Consider the following 15,988-nt stretch of genomic DNA (forward strand, 5'->3'; position numbering starts at 1 on the left):
TTAGGAAGCGGTAGTAGTCTATGTGCTATTAAAAACGGTCTTAGTCTAACAAGTTCTATGGGCTTTAGCGTACTCGACGGTGTTATGATGGGTACAAGGACAGGTAACCTTGATCCCGGAATATTGTTGTATCTTATCGATCATGAGAAAATGACTACGAAAGAAATAACCGAGTTATTATATAAGAAGTCGGGGTTACTGGGTATATCCGGCGAAAGCTCCGATATGCGTACTTTGCTTGTCAGTAACTCACCTGATGCTAAATTTGCTATAGATTTATTCGTGTATCGTATTGTACTTGAAATAGGTAAGTTAACTGCTGCACTTGAGGGGATTGATTGTCTAATTTTTACTGCCGGTGTCGGACAGAATTCTGCTGTAATACGTGAGATGATTAGCGAAAAACTTGCATGGCTAGGCATTAAAATAGATGATGCAAAAAACCAAAAAAACGAGCATTTAATAAGTACTGAAAGCAGTAAGGTTAAAGTTTTTGCTGTGCCGACAAACGAAGAGCTAATCATCGCTGAGGAAGTGATGAAGTTTTTATAACACAAATTAGTTAATTATTAATTACTTATATCTCTATATTTTCTTTATTAACTTTTTTTGAAATAAAATATATGCAACTATAGCTATATTTTTAACTTGAATTTGGGAGGAAGTTATGCCGGAAGATTTTGATAGAAAGAAAGCAGAAACACAAATAAAGGAGATTAAAAATAATAAGATAAATCCATATAATGATACAATGAAGAAAGATTCTAGAGTGGGTTTATGCAGAGGCAAGTTATAGCTAAAAATGCAGCAGCAGGTTATAAGACAGTATGCAAAATAGAGCAGCAAGCAAAAGAAGCAGGTATTAGTTTAGATAAAGATGCTATGAGACACTTAGAGAAAATAAAAAGTCGTTATATAGAAACTGCTCAGAAAGCAGAATTTCAAAAATTTCAAAGCGATCAAGCTCATAAAACGAACCAACAAAAAGCTGAAGCATTTAGGAGTGGTGCAACAGCTGCTGCTAAAAAACAAAGAAAAGAAAATTATAGGACAGGTGGGTGTGGTAAATAATTAAATTATAATTTTATTGCATTAATTGGTACTGGCTACTATTTTAAGCGTATGTCTATACTTCACGCTACAATCCTAACCGTTTTTCCTGCAATGTTTCCTGGGACTCTAGGGGCTTCTTTAGCAGGGCAAGCACTGAATAAAAATATTTGGTCGTATGATGTTATCAATATTCGGGATTTCGGTCTAACTAAGCATAAAAATGTTGATGATGAAGCTTATGGTGGCGGTGACGGGCTTATAATGCGTCCTGATGTGCTTGGTAACGCTATAGAACACGCTTTATCTTTAAATCCTAATGCTAGAATTTACTATCCTTCACCTCGCGGTAGAGTCTTTACTCAAAGCTTTGCTAAGGAGATGTTAAAAAATAAAAACCTTATATTCTTATGTGGACGTTACGAAGGGATTGACGAACGTGTAATTGAAGAGTATAATGTTAAAGAAATTAGTGTAGGCGACTACATTTTATCCGGCGGAGAAATACCTACGCTCACCATTCTCGATTGCTTAATTAGACTACTGCCAGGTGTTTTAATGAACCAAAATACCTTATCTTCTGAGTCTTTTGAAGAAGACGGGGAATTTAAGGGCGGGCTTGAATGCGGTTTATATACAAGACCTGAAATTTGGCGTGATCGAACTGTACCGAGTGTTTTATTGTCCGGTAACCACAGGCTAATTAATGAGTGGAAAAAAGAGCAATCACGTATGATTACTAAATTACGCCGTCCGGAGTTACTTAAAGATTGATAGAGTTAAGGAGTAAAAAAATGAATATTATTGACCGCTTTGAACAGGAAAATATTTCAAGGATTACTGCAAATAAAAAAATTCCTGATTTTGAAGCCGGCGATACAGTTAAGGTCACTGTTAAAATTATTGATAGATCTATTGAGAAAGACGGTAAGGAAAAATTAACGGAAAGATTTCAAGCTTATGAAGGTGTAGTTATCGCAAAAAGAAATCGCGGTATTACTTCATCTTTCTTAGTACGTAAAATTAGCCATGGTGAAGGTGTCGAAAGACGATTTATGACTTACTCGCCGATAGTACACTCTATTGATGTAGTAAAATACGGAGTAGTGCGTCGTGCTAAACTTTATTATTTAAGAAATAGAAGCGGTAAGTCAGCTAGAATTAAAGAGAGACATATCCCTATTGCTAGAACCAAAGCAGTAAAATCTTAAATATACTTGGTGAGTTTCAAAAATTGGATACGTCGTTCTACAAGAGCTGCGGTGTTCATGTATGAAGTAACTGCTGCCCTGAGGACTTTGAACTCCTTGCTCTTTTTGAAATTGACCTTCGTCTACCGATTCTTCATTTACTCAATACGTCATTGCAAGCAACTGAAGGCATTGTTGCATGGATTAAAAAACCTACTCGATGCCATTCCAGCGTAGGTGGGAATCTAGGGTAAAGCAAGATAATCAAGTTTTTAATTTCAAAAATTTGCTGTATTTATATATTTTTTTCTGAATTTCCTCCTCTGCGGGAATGACATAGGCGGCTGAGGATAATTCGACATTTCCCTTCCAATGACGATATGCAAGCAAACCTACTAAATCCCTAAAGTATCTCTATAAAGTTCAAGCATAGCATCCTGCTCGGCCAGTTTATCTTTATCCAATTTCTTTAGTTTCAATATAGATTTCATAGCTTTAACATCAAAACCATGCGAAAAAGCATCTTGGAAAATATCTTTTACTTTTTGAGACAAATCAGCTTTTTCTTGTTCCAATCTTTCTATTTTGCTTATATATTGCTCTAATTGTTCTTTTACTACTACTTCTGACATAAAAAATCGTTTAACCTTTTTGAATTTACTATATAATACAAATATACTACTTATCTTTCAAGAATTGTTCTTTCATTTTATCAAGGATTCGCATCCTCACCTATTAAGTATAGGTTGCTGGTGCTCACCTCTCAAAATAAAATTCAATTCTTGCAATACAAGCAGTATATAACTTTTATTCAACGAAATATTAATAATGCAAATTTATCCTTTAAGACTTTTACCTAATAAAATCGATTTTGATTTTATGAACTTTAAAGAAGTTAGTTACAGTTTCTCAATTATTTTATCACTCATTAGCTGTATTTGGATCGGTATATATAAATTTAATTTTGGTATTGATTTTGCCGGCGGTATAGTTATTGAAGTAAGGCTTGATCAAGCTCCTGATTTACCAAAAATGCGAAGGGTTCTAGGTGAGCTTGGAATAGGTGAGGTGGTCTTACAGAATTTCGGTAGTGAGCGTGATTTATCGATTAGATTCGGTATTAGTAGCGAAGAAAATCTCATGAAAAATATTGAGTTAATTAAAGCATCTTTGCAAAGTAATTTTCCGTATAAGTTTGAATATCGTAAGGTAGATTTTGTTGGTCCGCAAGTCGGTAGGCAGCTAATAGAAGCGGGGGCTATGGCTATGCTATTCTCTTGCTTAGCTATTATGGTTTATATTTGGGTGCGTTTTGAGTGGTCTTTCGGTCTTGGTATACTTATCGCCTTAGTGCATGACGTAATACTCGCGCTTGGGTTTATGAGTATGACAAAGCTTGATTTTAACTTAAGCACTATCGCAGCAGTGTTAACTATTATAGGTTATTCCGTTAATGATTCGGTAGTAATATATGATAGGATTAGAGAAAATTTACGTAAATATCATAAAAAAAATATCACGAAAATTATTAATTTAAGTATTAATGAGACTTTATCAAGAACTATTTTAACAGTAATTACCACGCTACTTGCCAATTTAGCCCTTATTCTTTTCGGCGGTGAGGCAATCCGTAGTTTTAGCGTCCTTGTATTTTTTGGGATAATAGCCGGTACTTATTCGTCAATTTTTATCTCCGCCCCGATACTTACAATGTTCGCTAATAGAAAGTTTAATAAAAAAGTAATAGAAAGGTAAAAAATCGTCATTGCAAGCAGGCATCGCCTGTGTGGCTAGTTTTTTCGTCATTGCGAGGAAGTTTACAATAGTAAATTGACTAAGCAATCCAGTAAAAAATTCTGATTTAAAGAATTTTTTATTATTTTTTCTGGATTGCTACGCAGCCTACGGCTGCTCGCAATGACAATTTTCGAGTCACGCTTGTCTTTCCTCGCAATGATGTTTTTAAGCCATAACGAGAATAGTTTATGCTAAAAGAAGAAGACAAAATTTTTACTAACCTACATGGGGAGCAAATCCATGATTTGAAATCTAGCAAGAAGCGAGGTGATTGGGATAATACTAAAGCTTTGCTTGATAAAGGTAGAGACTTTATTATTGAAGAGATCAAGAAATCAGGGCTTAGAGGGCGAGGCGGTGCCGGATTTTTTACCGGTATGAAATGGTCGTTTATGCCCAAAAATTCAGAGAAGCCTTGCTATTTAGTAGTAAATGCCGACGAGTCTGAGCCTGGTACTTGTAAGGATCGTGATATATTAAGGTTTGAGCCGCACAAATTAATAGAAGGTTGCTTGCTTGCAAGCTTTGCTATAGGAGCGAATGATTGCTATATCTATATTAGAGGTGAGTTTTATAATGAAGCTTCTAATATTCAGCGTGCCTTAGATGAGGCTTATAAAGACGGGTTAATAGGAAAGAATGCTTGCGGTTCAGGCTTTGATTGTAATATTTATTTACACCGTGGGGCGGGGGCTTATATTTGCGGTGAGGAAACGGCATTACTTGAAAGCTTAGAGGGTAAAAAAGGCATGCCTCGTTTAAAACCGCCTTTTCCTGCTGGATTTGGGCTATATGGCTGCCCGACTACTATAAATAATGTTGAGTCTATCGCAGTAGTGCCGACCATTTTAAGACGAAGAGCTAGTTGGTTTGCTTCTATCGGTAAGCCTAACAATACCGGTACTAAGATTTTCTGCATATCTGGGCATGTTAATAAGCCTTGCAATGTTGAAGAGGCAATGGGAATTTCGTTAAAAGAATTGATTGAGAAATATGCCGGCGGTGTTCGAGGCGGTTGGGATAATCTTAAAGCCATAATTCCTGGCGGTTCTTCCGTGCCTTTACTTCCTAAGTCATTATGTGAAGTGGATATGGATTTTGATAGTTTAAGAACCGCAGGTTCCGGACTTGGTACAGGTGGTATTATAGTTATGGATAAATCTACCGACATTATTTATGCAATAGCACGCCTTAGTAAATTTTACATGCATGAATCATGCGGGCAATGTACTCCTTGCCGTGAAGGTACGGGCTGGATGTGGCGAGTTATGATGCGGCTAGTTAAAGGTAATGCCCAAAAATCCGAGATCGACGAACTTCTTAATGTTACGAAAGAAATAGAGGGGCATACTATTTGTGCCTTAGGTGATGCGGCAGCTTGGCCAATCCAAGGGCTGATACGCCATTTTAGAAGCGAGATTGAGGAGAGGATAAAGAGTTATAGCGTAGCAATCTCATGAAATAATAAATTCCTGAGGTTGCTTCGTCAATTACTTTGTAATTTCCTTGCAATGACGGAAGCCATGCAACAAGGCTTACAGTCGTTCACAATGACGATTTCAATTTAAAAATAATTCAGAGATTATGCAAACAGATAATACAAAATCCAACACTAATAGAACAGCTAAGCAAGAGTGGGGGTCTTGTGCTTTTGTAATATGTATCGCTTTACTTATTAGAATACTTATTATGGAGCCGTTTACCGTTCCGACCGGTTCTATGAAAGCAACCATACTTGAGAATGATTATATATTTTCTACGAAATATAGTTATGGTTATAGTAATTATTCTTTATCTTTTTTTGATTTTATTCCTCTTTTTAAAGGGAGAATATTTGCTCGCGAACCGGAGCGTGGCGATATTGTAGTTTTTCGTCCGCCTAATGATATGAATGTTAGATATATAAAGCGTTTAATAGGGCTACCCGGCGATAAAATTCAATTGATTGATGACGTAATATATATTAACGATAAAAAAATAGAACGCACGGAAGTTGGAACTTATATAAGCGAAGAAGGAATAAAATATTTGAAGTTTAAAGAAATCTTGCCAAACGGTAGAACATATTTTTCTTATAAGCTTGCTCCTATTTTTGGCGTTATATATAATGATAGATACGGTAATACGGATATTTTTTATGTACCTGAAGGGAAATATTTCTTTTTAGGGGATAATAGAGATCAGTCAAATGATAGTAGAGTAAATCTTGGATTTGTACCGTTTGAAAATTTTATTGCTAAAGCACAATTTATTTGGTTCTCAACAAAAATAACTTGGTGGGATAATGATATAGGAGTTATTAATCTAGTACTAAGGTTAAAGCCATGGATTGAATCTGTTAGGTTAAATCGAATTTTCAGAGATCTTTATAACACGGATGAGTAATGAAATCATTTGAGAAGTTAGAAAAGCTGCTTGGCTATAGTTTCAAAAATCAAGAGCTTTTAATAGAGGCGTTGAGTCACCCATCTTTAAGACAACATCATGAGTATAAGTATGATAAAGATTATGAACGATTAGAGTTCCTAGGTGATGCTGTATTAAATTTAGTAGTCACGGAAATTTTATTTAGAAATTTTGCCAATTATAATGAGGGGAATTTAGCTAAAGTTAGATCATATTTAGTTTGCAAAGAAACAATATGCGTGGTTGGGACCAAGCTAACTTTAAAAGATTATATAATTATGACTCATGGTGAAGAAGTAGCAGGAGGGCGTGATAATCCTAATAATATAGAAAATGCTACGGAAGCTTTGATTGCAGCTATATATCTTGATAGCAATATTGAAATAACCCGTAATATTATCGGGAAATTATGGACAAAATTTATAAAAATTCAGAATTTAACGGATTATGACCCAAAAACTGCTTTACAAGAATGGGCTCAAGCGAGTCGCCATCACCTACCTATATACCGTCTGATAAACAGAGAAGGAGCTGCCCATTCATCCACTTTTACGGTTCTTGTAAAAGTAAAAGATTATGAACAAACAGGTACAGGACACTCTATAAAAGAAGCCGAAAAAAACGCAGCACGAGACTTATTGCACAGGCTTAAAGATGTCTAATCAGAAAACAATTTCGGTTTGTATAATTGGACGACCAAATAGCGGGAAGTCTACTTTGCTAAATAGAATAATCGGTGAAAAACTTTCAATTGTTACCCCAAAAGTTCAAACGACTAGGTCAATTATTACCGGTATTATTACCTTAAAAGATACGCAGGTAATTTTATACGATACGCCCGGTATATTTGAGCCGAAAGGAAGCTTAGAGAAAGCAATGGTAAGATGTGCATGGTCTAGTTTGCATAGTGCGAATTTAGTAATGTTAATTATCGATAGTTTAAAACCGTTTGATGATGTAACGCACGATATTTTAGATAAGCTGCGCTCACTTAATATTGTTCCGATATTTTTATTGAATAAAATAGACATCGAATCAAAATCTCGAGATGACATTAAAGCTTTTTTAATGGAAAATCATCCTGATAGTTTGCTTTTTCCTATATCTGCTTTATCGGGTAAAAATATTAATGGATTACTTGAATATATAACAGGTAAGGCAAAAATTTCTCCTTGGCTTTATGCAGAAGACGACATAACGGATTTACCGATGCGTTTTATTGCGGCAGAAATCACAAGAGAGCAATTATTTTTTAATTTGCAGCAAGAGCTACCTTATAAATTAACCGTACAAACCGAAAAGTGGGAAGATCTTAAAGACAAATCCGTAAAGATTAATCAAGTTATAGTAGTCTCAAGAGAGAGCTATAAAACTATAATACTCGGTAAAAACGGCTCGAAAATCAGAGAGATAGGAGCAAAATCTCGAATGCAAATGGAGCGGTTTTTTGGCTTTCCTGTTCATTTATTTTTATTTGTTAAAGTGCGTGAACTGTGGGAAAATAACCCAGATTTTTATCAGTATATGAAGATATGAAGCTGTCACTCCGTGGCTTGACCACGGGATTCAGTATTTTTAAAATTATTTTATGGACCCCGTGGCTTGACCACGGGGTGACACGGTATATGTAATCATGATAGTACTTGGGATTGATCCGGCACTTGGGAGTCTTGGATGGGCGGTAGTTGCAAGGCAGTCGACAAAACTAAAATATTTAGCTAGCGGTATTATTAAAACAAATAGTCAAGATGAAATTCATAATAGACTCGCCTTTATTAACAGTACATTAGAAAAAGTAATATTAGAATATCAACCAAATATGGCAGCGATTGAAGAAACATTTGTTAATACTAATAGCGTGACTTCGTTAAAGCTTGGCTATGCTAGAGGTGCGATAATGTCGCTGTTCGGTAGGTATAATTTGGACATGCAGGAATTTAAACCAAATACAGTAAAAAAAACCGTGACCGGTTATGGGCATGCAGAGAAAGACCAAATTTTGCATATGATAAAGCTTTTGCTGCCCGGCACTTCCTTAATTACTAATTCCGATGAAGCTGACGCTATAGCAATCGCTTATACTTGTCATGTTATGAGAGTTTAAATGAATCCGGTTATAATATTAGTTGTCCCGCAAATGGGTGAGAATATCGGTGCTACTGCAAGAGCAATGAAGAATTTTGGCTTAAGTGAGCTTAGAATCGTAGCTCCAAGAGATGGCTGGCCAAATGAGCAAGCACGTAGTAATGCAGTCGGAGCGGTTAATATTATAGATAATGCAAAAATTTATGATAACCTAGAGGATAGCATTCAAGACCTTGAATATTTATACGCTACTACTTGTATTAAAAGGGCTATGAATAAAGATTATGTATTTTCACAAAATTTGCCTTTAGATTATCCAAATTCTGAAAAAGTGGGGATAATGTTTGGGCGGGAAAATAATGGTCTTAGCAATGAAGAAGTCGCACTCGCCAATAAGATTATCACTATTAACACAACCGAATTTAGCTCGTTAAATATCGCTCAAGCAGTTATTATTATCTGCTATGAATTGTTCCGTAATTCTAAGCCTAGAGAGGATATACATAATATTCAAAAATTAGCTACTAAAGAAGAAATGAATCATTTTTTAACAAATTTATTCGGCAAACTCGATAAAGCTGGATTCTTCAAAGCTCCTGATAAAAAACCTGCCATGCAGCAAAATATCACTAATATATTTACACGTATCAATAGTCTCTCTTCCCCTGAAGTTCAAACACTGCAAGGTATCATAAAGTCTTTGTATACTCGATGAACTTCAAAAATTGGCATCGTCGTTTTACAAAAGCTGTGGTACTCACGTATTAAGTATACGCTGCGTTCCTCGCCTAGTGAACTCCTTGCTCTTTTTGAAGTTGATTTTCGTTTACCAACTCTTTATTTACTTTAGGTATATTTAGTAACTTCTTAAGTTCAGGAACATAATTTTTGATTCGGCTATATATTTCATCGGCAAGCTTTGTATCGTAAGTATGAGATGTCATATTGTGATCAGTAAGCATATAAATCCATAAATCTTCATCATTTATAATTTCAGCTGAGTAAGCTTCTTTAATCACTTCTTTAGGATAGTGAAGAATTGTGTCTGTTTAAGAAAAATATTCTTTTAAAAACTTCCAAGCAAGTTCAAAAGTAAATTCAAATCTTTGAATTGTTGCGTCAATATAAGCTCTATCTTCTGTTACCGGTTTTAAATAGATATCTTCAAGCGTCATAAAAGCTTTACGAAACTTTTCAAGTTTAAGGTTTATTTTTGACATATATAATTTTTTCTCTTTTAATATTTTTTCATAAAGTTCAGGACTTATTTTAGTACTTTCAAATCTTACACAATCTATTTTTAAAAGCGTGTCTGCATTCTCTATAATATCCATAACTTTTAGCCATTTTTGATCTGTAATATTAGAGCAGATAATTGCAATATCAATATCGGAACGCTCCTCGTTATATCCTCTACACGAGAGCCGCAAAGCCATATTTCGTCGACAAACGGCAAAGATTGTAGCTTCTTAATGAATATATATGATTGTATATCTTTATCCATATAATTACCAGCTTTTGGTTAAAGATTTAAGAATTTCCGCTACTCTTTCTGCTTCATTTAAAGGTTTATAGTTATATTCTTCTAGAGAAATAACTGACTCATCAAAAATTCTTGCTATTTTTTGTTCTACTAATTGCTTCACAAAAATCTTATGTTTTGAGGAATTAAAGTTTGGTGGGTAGAATATATAAAGAGGTTTGCCGCTTGATGCTGCTTCACTGCACATTGAAATCGAGTCGGCAGTAGAGATTATATATTTTGCATTAGCAAGCATAGCTATATAAGGATTATAGCCCGCTTCTTCATTCGGGTCATAAATAATTGCGGAAGCCGGCATATTATTTTTAATAATTGATTTTACGGTTTGTGGTGTACGTCTGCTGAAACTAATGAAAAACGGTATTTGTTGATTAGTATATATTTTATTTAATAATGAAGAAAATAAATTTGCTTCATCTTCGTTGAAATTGAATTTTTTATTATTTCCACCGATTATCACGGCAATAAATTGTTTAAGATTGGGATAATGTTTTTGGAGTTCCAAGTTTGCCGCAGCGCACTTTTCGGTTACGTTATTGATAGCTCCGTTGATGGGGATTGTCATTCCACGACTTGATCGCGGAATCCAGTCTTCTTTAATTTTTTTTTGGATCATGTGGTCAAGCCATGGGATGCCATTTTGGCTATTACTTGAATCATGATAAGGCAGAATAACGGCATCAAATGTATTATAGGGAAGATTAGGATGCATTATTTGTATTAGCTTGATATCTTTAATTAGACCTCTTGCATCACTTGCTTCTAAGGGTAATTTGTGCGTTGATCCGGTACTTGCATCCTCACGTACTAAAGTGTACGCTGCGGTGCTGCGTTTCGTGTATCCTACAAATTTCTTCTTATTAGCTACGTTATACAAGAGGTCTAATTTCTTTTTTAAATAAAATGCTAAAACTGCTGTTCTTCTGCCGGCAGTAATTATTATGTCAGGCAGGGACTTAGCCAAAATATCCTGTAATAATTCACTTTTTATATGAATAGGATAATATTTTAGTAAAAAATTCGGTAGTTTAGCTAAGCAATTATATTCAAGCCTAATTGTTGTATATTCTTCTGTTAATTTTTCGGCAAGTGCAATAGCCTGATTTGTGTTGCCTGTTCTATCATCTGCAATAACCCATATTTTCATAATAAATATTCTTTTAAAGGTAATGTTAATAAATCTGTTAGAGGTAGTGATTTATCGCAAGCATCGGCTATTTGCGGCATAATCGGGATTTGAGCGATTAGGGGAATATTATATTTTTGCGATAAATGCCCGCCGCTATTATTTTCAAACATATAACTCATATTCTCAATTATTCCCAAAATAGGTAAGTTAAGTTTTTGATACAAATCTATAGAACGTATTACATCTATCTCTGATATTTTTTGCGGTGTTGTTACGATTATTACGCCGTCTAAATGATAATTCTCTAAAAGGCTTAAATGAATATCGCCTGTTCCCGGCGGCATATCAATAATGAGATAATCTAAATTATCCCATTTTGTTACTGATAATAATTGATAAATGGTCTTACTAGCCATAGGACCACGCCAAATAATTGCTGAATGGTCTTTAACAAAAAAGCCTATAGAAACAACTTGGATGCTTTTTACCGTTATCGGTATTATTCGTCCATCTGTTGTTTTCGGTACTTTGTTAATGCCGACTATATGTGGAATTGACGGACCGTAAATATCGGCATCCACTATTCCTACTCGGTATTTTTCTAGACTCAATTGCTGAGCAATAAGAGTTGATATTGTAGATTTTCCGACTCCGCCTTTACCTGATGCTACTAAGATAATTTTTTTTACGTTTTCTACAATATGCTTTGGTTTTTGAGTTTTTTGCTCTATCGGTTTACTTTCGGTAAAAACAATTGTTATTTTATTTACTTCCGAAATCTCGCTAAGTTTATTAATTGCCTTAAGTCTGATTTCTTCGGCTTCTAACTTGTTTTTACCTGATATATCTATGGAAAAACCTATATTATTACCCTTAATTATAATATCTGATATAATTTTATTTAAAAAAGTACCGTCTTTAAAGGTAATATGCTGAAGTTTATCAATAATTTGCTTTTGGTGTAAATCCGCCATAATTAAATTTCCTTTTTAAGGCTGTTTAAGTTCGTAACTTGACGTTATATGCTATTATATATATAATCACTTAAATCCTTAAAATAATATCAAAAAGCAAATGCTTAGTAAAAAATATAGCTCAATTTTAAAAAAATCCCCATGGCAAGATTTTGATTCTAATAAAGACGATAACATATTCACAAGACCGCGTAAAAATCAATTTAATTTTGATAAATTTCAATTCCAGTTTAATTTCAATGCTAAAACAATAATTTTAGCTGTTGTCGCAGTGATTGCTTTATGGCTTGCTTCGGGTATTTATGAAATAAAAGAAGGTGAAGAAGCAGCGGTAATAAGATTTGGGCGTTTTGTACGTAAGGGCTACCCCGGGCTTAATTATCATTTACCTGCCCCTTTTGAAAAGATAATAGTTGAGAAAGTTAAACAATCACGCCGAATTGAGATTGGTTATCGTACAAATAGCTCGGCACGTAGCGGTGGCGATAATACTAGAAACATTTCTGGTGAAAGTATAATGCTTACCGGTGATGAAAATATTGTTGCTTTGAATTGTGACGTAATGTGGCATATTAATAACCTTGAAAATTTTATTTTTAACGTACAAAGACCTGAAGCAACAGTAAAAGCAACAGTCGAAAGTGCTGTTAGAGAAGTAATAGGCAATACTCCTATTTCTTGGGTATTATCTGATCAAAAGCAAGAAATTACTTACAAAATAGAAAAATTAGCACAAAAGATACTGGATAGTTATAATGCTGGTGTTATGATTGAGAAAGTACAATTATTAAAAGCTGAGCCACCTGCCGAAGTAATAGACGCTTATAGAGACGTGCAAACTTCAAAAGCAGATAAAGAAAAAGAAATAAATCAAGCTCAAGCCTATAATAATAAGATTTTACCAGAAGCTAGAGGAGCGGCCGCAAAGATTATACAAGAAGCAGAAGGTTATAGAGAAGAAGTTATATCAAAAGCAGAAGGTGATAGCCAAAGATTTAATGCTATTTATAAACAATATACTATAGGTAGGCAAGTAACTAGAGATAGGTTATATTTAGAAGTAGTCGAAGAGATATTAGGCGGTTCAAATAAAACTATTATTAATAATGCACTACTACCGCACATGGCTATAAAATAAAGGCGGTTATACCGTCATTGTGAGCAGCCGTAGGCTGCGCGCGTGGCAATCTCATGAAATAATAACAAACTCCTGAGATTGCCGCGTCGAGGCTTTACCTCTCCTCGAAATGACGGAGCTAATAAAAACACAACAAGGAATATTAAATGCAACAAAAGATTTATTATATAATTTTTACAATTGTTTTTGGGATGATACTGATTTTTAGCTCCTTATTTTCAGTTGATCAACGCCAGTCTGCTGTGGTATTCCAGTTTGGTGAGGCAGTGAGAACTATAGAAAATCCAGGACTAAATATTAAAATCCCATTTATTCAAAATGTTGAATTTTTTGATAAGCGTCTTTTAGATGTTGAGGTTGAGGCAAAAGAATTAACGGCTGCTGATGGTAAACGAGTTATTGTTGATGCTTATGCTAAATTCCAAATTAATAATCCTGTCATGTTTTATAAAACGGTACATGATTATCAAGGTGTGAAAATCAGGTTGACTCGTAATCTTGAATCGTCAATGCGTAAAGTGATAGGTAAAATTTCGTTAAGTAGTCTTTTAAGTCAGGAACGTAGTAACGTAATGCTAAATATCTTAAATCAAGTAGACGGAGAAGCTAAAAGCTTTGGAATTGATGTTGTAGATGTTAGAATTTTAAGAGCAGACTTACCGAAAGAAAACAGTGCAGCTATTTATCGTCGTATGCAAACGGCACGTGAAAAAGAAGCGACCCAAATTAGAGCAGAAGGACAAGAAGAGAGCGTACGTATTCGTTCAAAAGCAGATAAAGAAAGTAAAATAATACTCTCCAAAGCTTATAGAGATGCACAAATTATTAAAGGTGATGGCGATGAAAAAGCAGCAAAAATATATAATTCCGCTTATTCCGTCGATCCAGAATTTTACAAATTTTATAGATCACTGTTAGTATATAAAAATTCTTTAAAGAAAGAAGATACTAATTTTGTGCTTTCACCGGATGCTGAAGTTTTAAAATACCTTAATTTAACTAAGTAGTATAATGAATCTGAAAATAGTTCTTGTTATAATAATTGTAATATCAAGTAACGTTATTTTAGCAAAAGAAAATAATAAGTCTTTAAAATTAGTGGATCAAGAAGAGAATGAATTTACGGCAATAAATTCCGCACCTTTAAAAGTAAGTGAAGCTGCTCGTTATAGTTTTGCTGATATAGTTGAGCCGTTAATTCCTGCAGTTGTTAATATTTCAACAATAGAATATGTTAATAGTAAGTCGGAAAATGCTGAGAAAGATCCACTGCAAGAAAAAAATCCTTTATACTTCATTAATGATTTTTTAGAAAAGTTAAATATTCCATTGAATTTGGAAGAAATCGATCAAAATCCAAAAAGCGTTCCGCTTGGTTCAGGATTTATTATTGAGCCTAACGGTTTAATAGTCACTAACTATCATGTAATTGCAAATGTTGATAAAATTAATATAAAGCTTGCAGATAATACTGAATTATCTGCTAAGCTAATAGGTAGCGATACTAAAACCGATTTAGCTCTCTTAAAAATAGATAGTGAGGAGCCTTTACCTTTTGTTGAGTTTGGAGATTCAAATGATGCAAGAGTAGGAGATTGGGTTATTGCAATCGGTAATCCGTTCGGTAATCTAGGTGGTACGGTGACAAGCGGTATTATATCCTCTAAAGGGCGGGATATTGATATAGATACAGACAATATAGTCGATAATTTTATTCAAACGGATGCTGCAATTAATAATGGTAATTCCGGCGGTCCTATGTTTAATTTGGATCAGAAAGTAATCGGTGTAAATACTGCAATTTTTTCACCACTCGGTACTAATATAGGTATAGGTTTTGCTATTCCCTCAAATACTGCAAAGCCTATAATCGAACGTCTTAAGAAAGATGGAAAAGTAAGTAGAGGACGCCTTGGAGTAACAATACAAGATTTAACTGAGGACATTTCTGAAGGGCTAGGACTTAAAGACATTAACGGTGTGTTAGTAGCTAAAGTACAAGAAGACGGTCCAGGTGATAAAGCAGGTATTAAAACGGGTGATATAATAATAGGGTTTGGAGATATACAGGTTAAAAACACTAAAAAATTACGTGTAATTATTGCAGATACTCCTATTAATCAAGAAGTAAAATTAAAAATACTACGTGATAAAAAAGAGCTTGAATTGCCTATTAAGATTACTTCAGATAATGAAGAAGTTACCAATGATTCTACAGAAGAGACCAATAAAGAAGAAATAACAAACAAAGAAAAAAATAGTTTATCTATTACTAAACATAATATTACTTTTAGTAATATGACTGAAGAACTAAGAAAAAGATATACTATTCCTCAAGATAAAACGGGAATAGTTATAACTAATATTGATGAAGAAGAAAGTAGCTTCAAAATTGGCGATCTGATAACCAATATTAATCAGGAAAGCATAGACGATATAAGTAAGCTAGAAGAATTATATGAAAATGCTAAAAAATCAAATAAGCAAAATATTTTGCTCTTGATTGAAAGGGGTGATACAAGTGTGTTTGTGCCGTTATCGGTGGTGTAGAGTCCTGTCGTCATTGCAAGGAGCCGTAGGCGACGCGGCGATCTAGTAAAAATTCTGTAAATCAGAATTTTTTACTGGATGCTTCATCAACACTTACAGTTTTTCCTCGCAAATGACGTTAACAAT

General features: G+C 34.4%; 17 protein-coding genes and 2 pseudogenes. 15 read left to right on the forward strand and 4 right to left on the reverse strand.

What is annotated here, in order from left to right; all coding sequences use genetic code 11:
- The 5 genes and pseudogenes from A452_RS07760 to rplS form a co-directional block, all read left to right on the forward strand.
- A pseudogene (locus A452_RS07760) lies at nt 1-552 on the forward strand (acetate/propionate family kinase); the annotation flags it as partial.
- Nucleotides 553-667: 115 nt separating this feature from the next.
- Nucleotides 668-796: a hypothetical protein gene (locus A452_RS12425; RefSeq protein WP_014412004.1), complete on the forward strand. Its 129-nt coding sequence runs from the start codon at nt 668-670 to the stop codon at nt 794-796.
- Nucleotides 778-1,071 (forward strand): hypothetical protein, encoded by a 294-nt coding sequence (locus A452_RS0100340; RefSeq protein ID WP_014412003.1) that lies wholly within the window; start codon nt 778-780, stop codon nt 1,069-1,071. Before A452_RS12425 ends, A452_RS0100340 begins: the two co-directional genes overlap by 19 nt.
- A gap of 51 nt (nt 1,072-1,122) precedes the next feature.
- Nucleotides 1,123-1,824 (forward strand): tRNA (guanosine(37)-N1)-methyltransferase TrmD, encoded by a 702-nt coding sequence (trmD, locus tag A452_RS0100345; RefSeq protein ID WP_014412002.1) that lies wholly within the window; start codon nt 1,123-1,125, stop codon nt 1,822-1,824.
- Nucleotides 1,825-1,844: 20 nt separating this feature from the next.
- On the forward strand, nt 1,845-2,261 hold the full coding sequence (gene rplS / locus A452_RS0100350; protein ID WP_014412001.1) for a 50S ribosomal protein L19: 417 nt from the start codon (nt 1,845-1,847) through the stop codon (nt 2,259-2,261).
- A 374-nt stretch (nt 2,262-2,635) separates the two neighbouring features.
- Here rplS and A452_RS0100355 read toward each other — a convergent pair whose 3' ends face one another.
- On the reverse strand, nt 2,636-2,872 hold the full coding sequence (locus A452_RS0100355) for a DUF2312 domain-containing protein (RefSeq protein ID WP_014412000.1): 237 nt from the start codon (nt 2,870-2,872) through the stop codon (nt 2,636-2,638).
- A 196-nt stretch (nt 2,873-3,068) separates the two neighbouring features.
- On the opposite strand from A452_RS0100355, the gene secF reads away from it, so the two are divergent.
- The 7 genes from secF (at nt 3,069) to A452_RS0100390 (ending at nt 9,243) form a co-directional block, all read left to right on the forward strand.
- On the forward strand, nt 3,069-3,995 hold the full coding sequence (gene secF / locus A452_RS0100360) for a protein translocase subunit SecF (RefSeq protein WP_014411999.1): 927 nt from the start codon (nt 3,069-3,071) through the stop codon (nt 3,993-3,995).
- A gap of 230 nt (nt 3,996-4,225) precedes the next feature.
- Nucleotides 4,226-5,497, forward strand: a complete 1,272-nt coding sequence (nuoF, locus tag A452_RS0100365; RefSeq protein ID WP_014413208.1) for an NADH-quinone oxidoreductase subunit NuoF — start codon at nt 4,226-4,228, stop codon at nt 5,495-5,497.
- Between the two features lie 124 nt (nt 5,498-5,621).
- The gene (lepB, locus tag A452_RS0100370) at nt 5,622-6,422 is read left to right on the forward strand and encodes a signal peptidase I (protein ID WP_014413207.1); all 801 of its coding nucleotides are present in this window, start codon (nt 5,622-5,624) and stop codon (nt 6,420-6,422) included.
- On the forward strand, nt 6,422-7,105 hold the full coding sequence (gene rnc, locus A452_RS0100375; protein ID WP_014413206.1) for a ribonuclease III: 684 nt from the start codon (nt 6,422-6,424) through the stop codon (nt 7,103-7,105). The genes lepB and rnc overlap by 1 nt, the downstream gene beginning before the upstream one ends.
- Nucleotides 7,098-7,979, forward strand: a complete 882-nt coding sequence (gene era / locus A452_RS0100380; protein ID WP_014413205.1) for a GTPase Era — start codon at nt 7,098-7,100, stop codon at nt 7,977-7,979. The genes rnc and era overlap by 8 nt, the downstream gene beginning before the upstream one ends.
- Before the next feature lie 97 nt (nt 7,980-8,076).
- The gene (gene ruvC, locus A452_RS0100385) at nt 8,077-8,547 is read left to right on the forward strand and encodes a crossover junction endodeoxyribonuclease RuvC (protein ID WP_014413204.1); all 471 of its coding nucleotides are present in this window, start codon (nt 8,077-8,079) and stop codon (nt 8,545-8,547) included.
- Nucleotides 8,548-9,243: an RNA methyltransferase gene (locus tag A452_RS0100390; protein WP_014413203.1), complete on the forward strand. Its 696-nt coding sequence runs from the start codon at nt 8,548-8,550 to the stop codon at nt 9,241-9,243. It abuts the gene before it with no gap.
- 73 nt (nt 9,244-9,316) lie between these two features.
- On the opposite strand, the pseudogene A452_RS09210 reads toward A452_RS0100390, so the two are convergent.
- The 3 genes and pseudogenes from A452_RS09210 to A452_RS0100410 all read right to left on the reverse strand — a co-directional run bounded on the left by A452_RS09210 (nt 9,317) and on the right by A452_RS0100410 (nt 12,174).
- Nucleotides 9,317-9,964, reverse strand: a pseudogene (locus A452_RS09210) (HI0074 family nucleotidyltransferase substrate-binding subunit).
- Between the two features lie 72 nt (nt 9,965-10,036).
- Nucleotides 10,037-11,218: an ELM1/GtrOC1 family putative glycosyltransferase gene (locus tag A452_RS0100405; RefSeq protein WP_014413200.1), complete on the reverse strand. Its 1,182-nt coding sequence runs from the start codon at nt 11,216-11,218 to the stop codon at nt 10,037-10,039.
- A complete protein-coding gene (locus A452_RS0100410; protein WP_014413199.1) occupies nt 11,215-12,174 on the reverse strand; it encodes an Mrp/NBP35 family ATP-binding protein in 960 nt (319 codons plus the stop codon). Before A452_RS0100410 ends, A452_RS0100405 begins: the two co-directional genes overlap by 4 nt.
- Before the next feature lie 100 nt (nt 12,175-12,274).
- Between A452_RS0100410 and hflK the strand changes: the two genes are divergently transcribed.
- The 3 genes from hflK to A452_RS0100425 all read left to right on the forward strand — a co-directional run bounded on the left by hflK (nt 12,275) and on the right by A452_RS0100425 (nt 15,862).
- A complete protein-coding gene (gene hflK / locus A452_RS0100415; protein ID WP_014413198.1) occupies nt 12,275-13,312 on the forward strand; it encodes an FtsH protease activity modulator HflK in 1,038 nt (345 codons plus the stop codon).
- 146 nt (nt 13,313-13,458) lie between these two features.
- Complete coding sequence (gene hflC, locus A452_RS0100420) at nt 13,459-14,319, forward strand: protease modulator HflC (RefSeq protein ID WP_014413197.1); 861 nt, start codon at nt 13,459-13,461, stop codon at nt 14,317-14,319.
- 1 nt (nt 14,320) lies between these two features.
- A complete protein-coding gene (locus A452_RS0100425; protein ID WP_025999527.1) occupies nt 14,321-15,862 on the forward strand; it encodes a Do family serine endopeptidase in 1,542 nt (513 codons plus the stop codon).
- The last annotated feature ends 126 nt before the right edge of the window (nt 15,863-15,988 follow it).

The sequence above is a fragment of the Rickettsia australis str. Phillips genome (genome assembly GCF_000273745.1).
Taxonomy (GTDB): Bacteria; Pseudomonadota; Alphaproteobacteria; order Rickettsiales; family Rickettsiaceae; genus Rickettsia; species Rickettsia australis.

Bases quoted from the DNA above. Each gene is read 5' to 3' on its own strand.
- A452_RS12425 (WP_014412004.1), top strand. From the start codon at position 668: ATGCCGGAAGATTTTGATAGAAAGAAAGCAGAAACACAAATAAAGGAG.
- A452_RS0100340 (WP_014412003.1), top strand. From the start codon at position 778: ATGCAGAGGCAAGTTATAGCTAAAAATGCAGCAGCAGGTTATAAGACA.
- trmD (WP_014412002.1), top strand. From the start codon at position 1,123: ATGTCTATACTTCACGCTACAATCCTAACCGTTTTTCCTGCAATGTTT.
- rplS (WP_014412001.1), top strand. From the start codon at position 1,845: ATGAATATTATTGACCGCTTTGAACAGGAAAATATTTCAAGGATTACT.
- A452_RS0100355 (WP_014412000.1), bottom strand. From the start codon at position 2,872: ATGTCAGAAGTAGTAGTAAAAGAACAATTAGAGCAATATATAAGCAAA.
- secF (WP_014411999.1), top strand. From the start codon at position 3,069: ATGCAAATTTATCCTTTAAGACTTTTACCTAATAAAATCGATTTTGAT.
- nuoF (WP_014413208.1), top strand. From the start codon at position 4,226: ATGCTAAAAGAAGAAGACAAAATTTTTACTAACCTACATGGGGAGCAA.
- lepB (WP_014413207.1), top strand. From the start codon at position 5,622: ATGCAAACAGATAATACAAAATCCAACACTAATAGAACAGCTAAGCAA.
- rnc (WP_014413206.1), top strand. From the start codon at position 6,422: ATGAAATCATTTGAGAAGTTAGAAAAGCTGCTTGGCTATAGTTTCAAA.
- era (WP_014413205.1), top strand. From the start codon at position 7,098: ATGTCTAATCAGAAAACAATTTCGGTTTGTATAATTGGACGACCAAAT.
- ruvC (WP_014413204.1), top strand. From the start codon at position 8,077: ATGATAGTACTTGGGATTGATCCGGCACTTGGGAGTCTTGGATGGGCG.
- A452_RS0100390 (WP_014413203.1), top strand. From the start codon at position 8,548: ATGAATCCGGTTATAATATTAGTTGTCCCGCAAATGGGTGAGAATATC.
- A452_RS0100405 (WP_014413200.1), bottom strand. From the start codon at position 11,218: ATGAAAATATGGGTTATTGCAGATGATAGAACAGGCAACACAAATCAG.
- A452_RS0100410 (WP_014413199.1), bottom strand. From the start codon at position 12,174: ATGGCGGATTTACACCAAAAGCAAATTATTGATAAACTTCAGCATATT.
- hflK (WP_014413198.1), top strand. From the start codon at position 12,275: ATGCTTAGTAAAAAATATAGCTCAATTTTAAAAAAATCCCCATGGCAA.
- hflC (WP_014413197.1), top strand. From the start codon at position 13,459: ATGCAACAAAAGATTTATTATATAATTTTTACAATTGTTTTTGGGATG.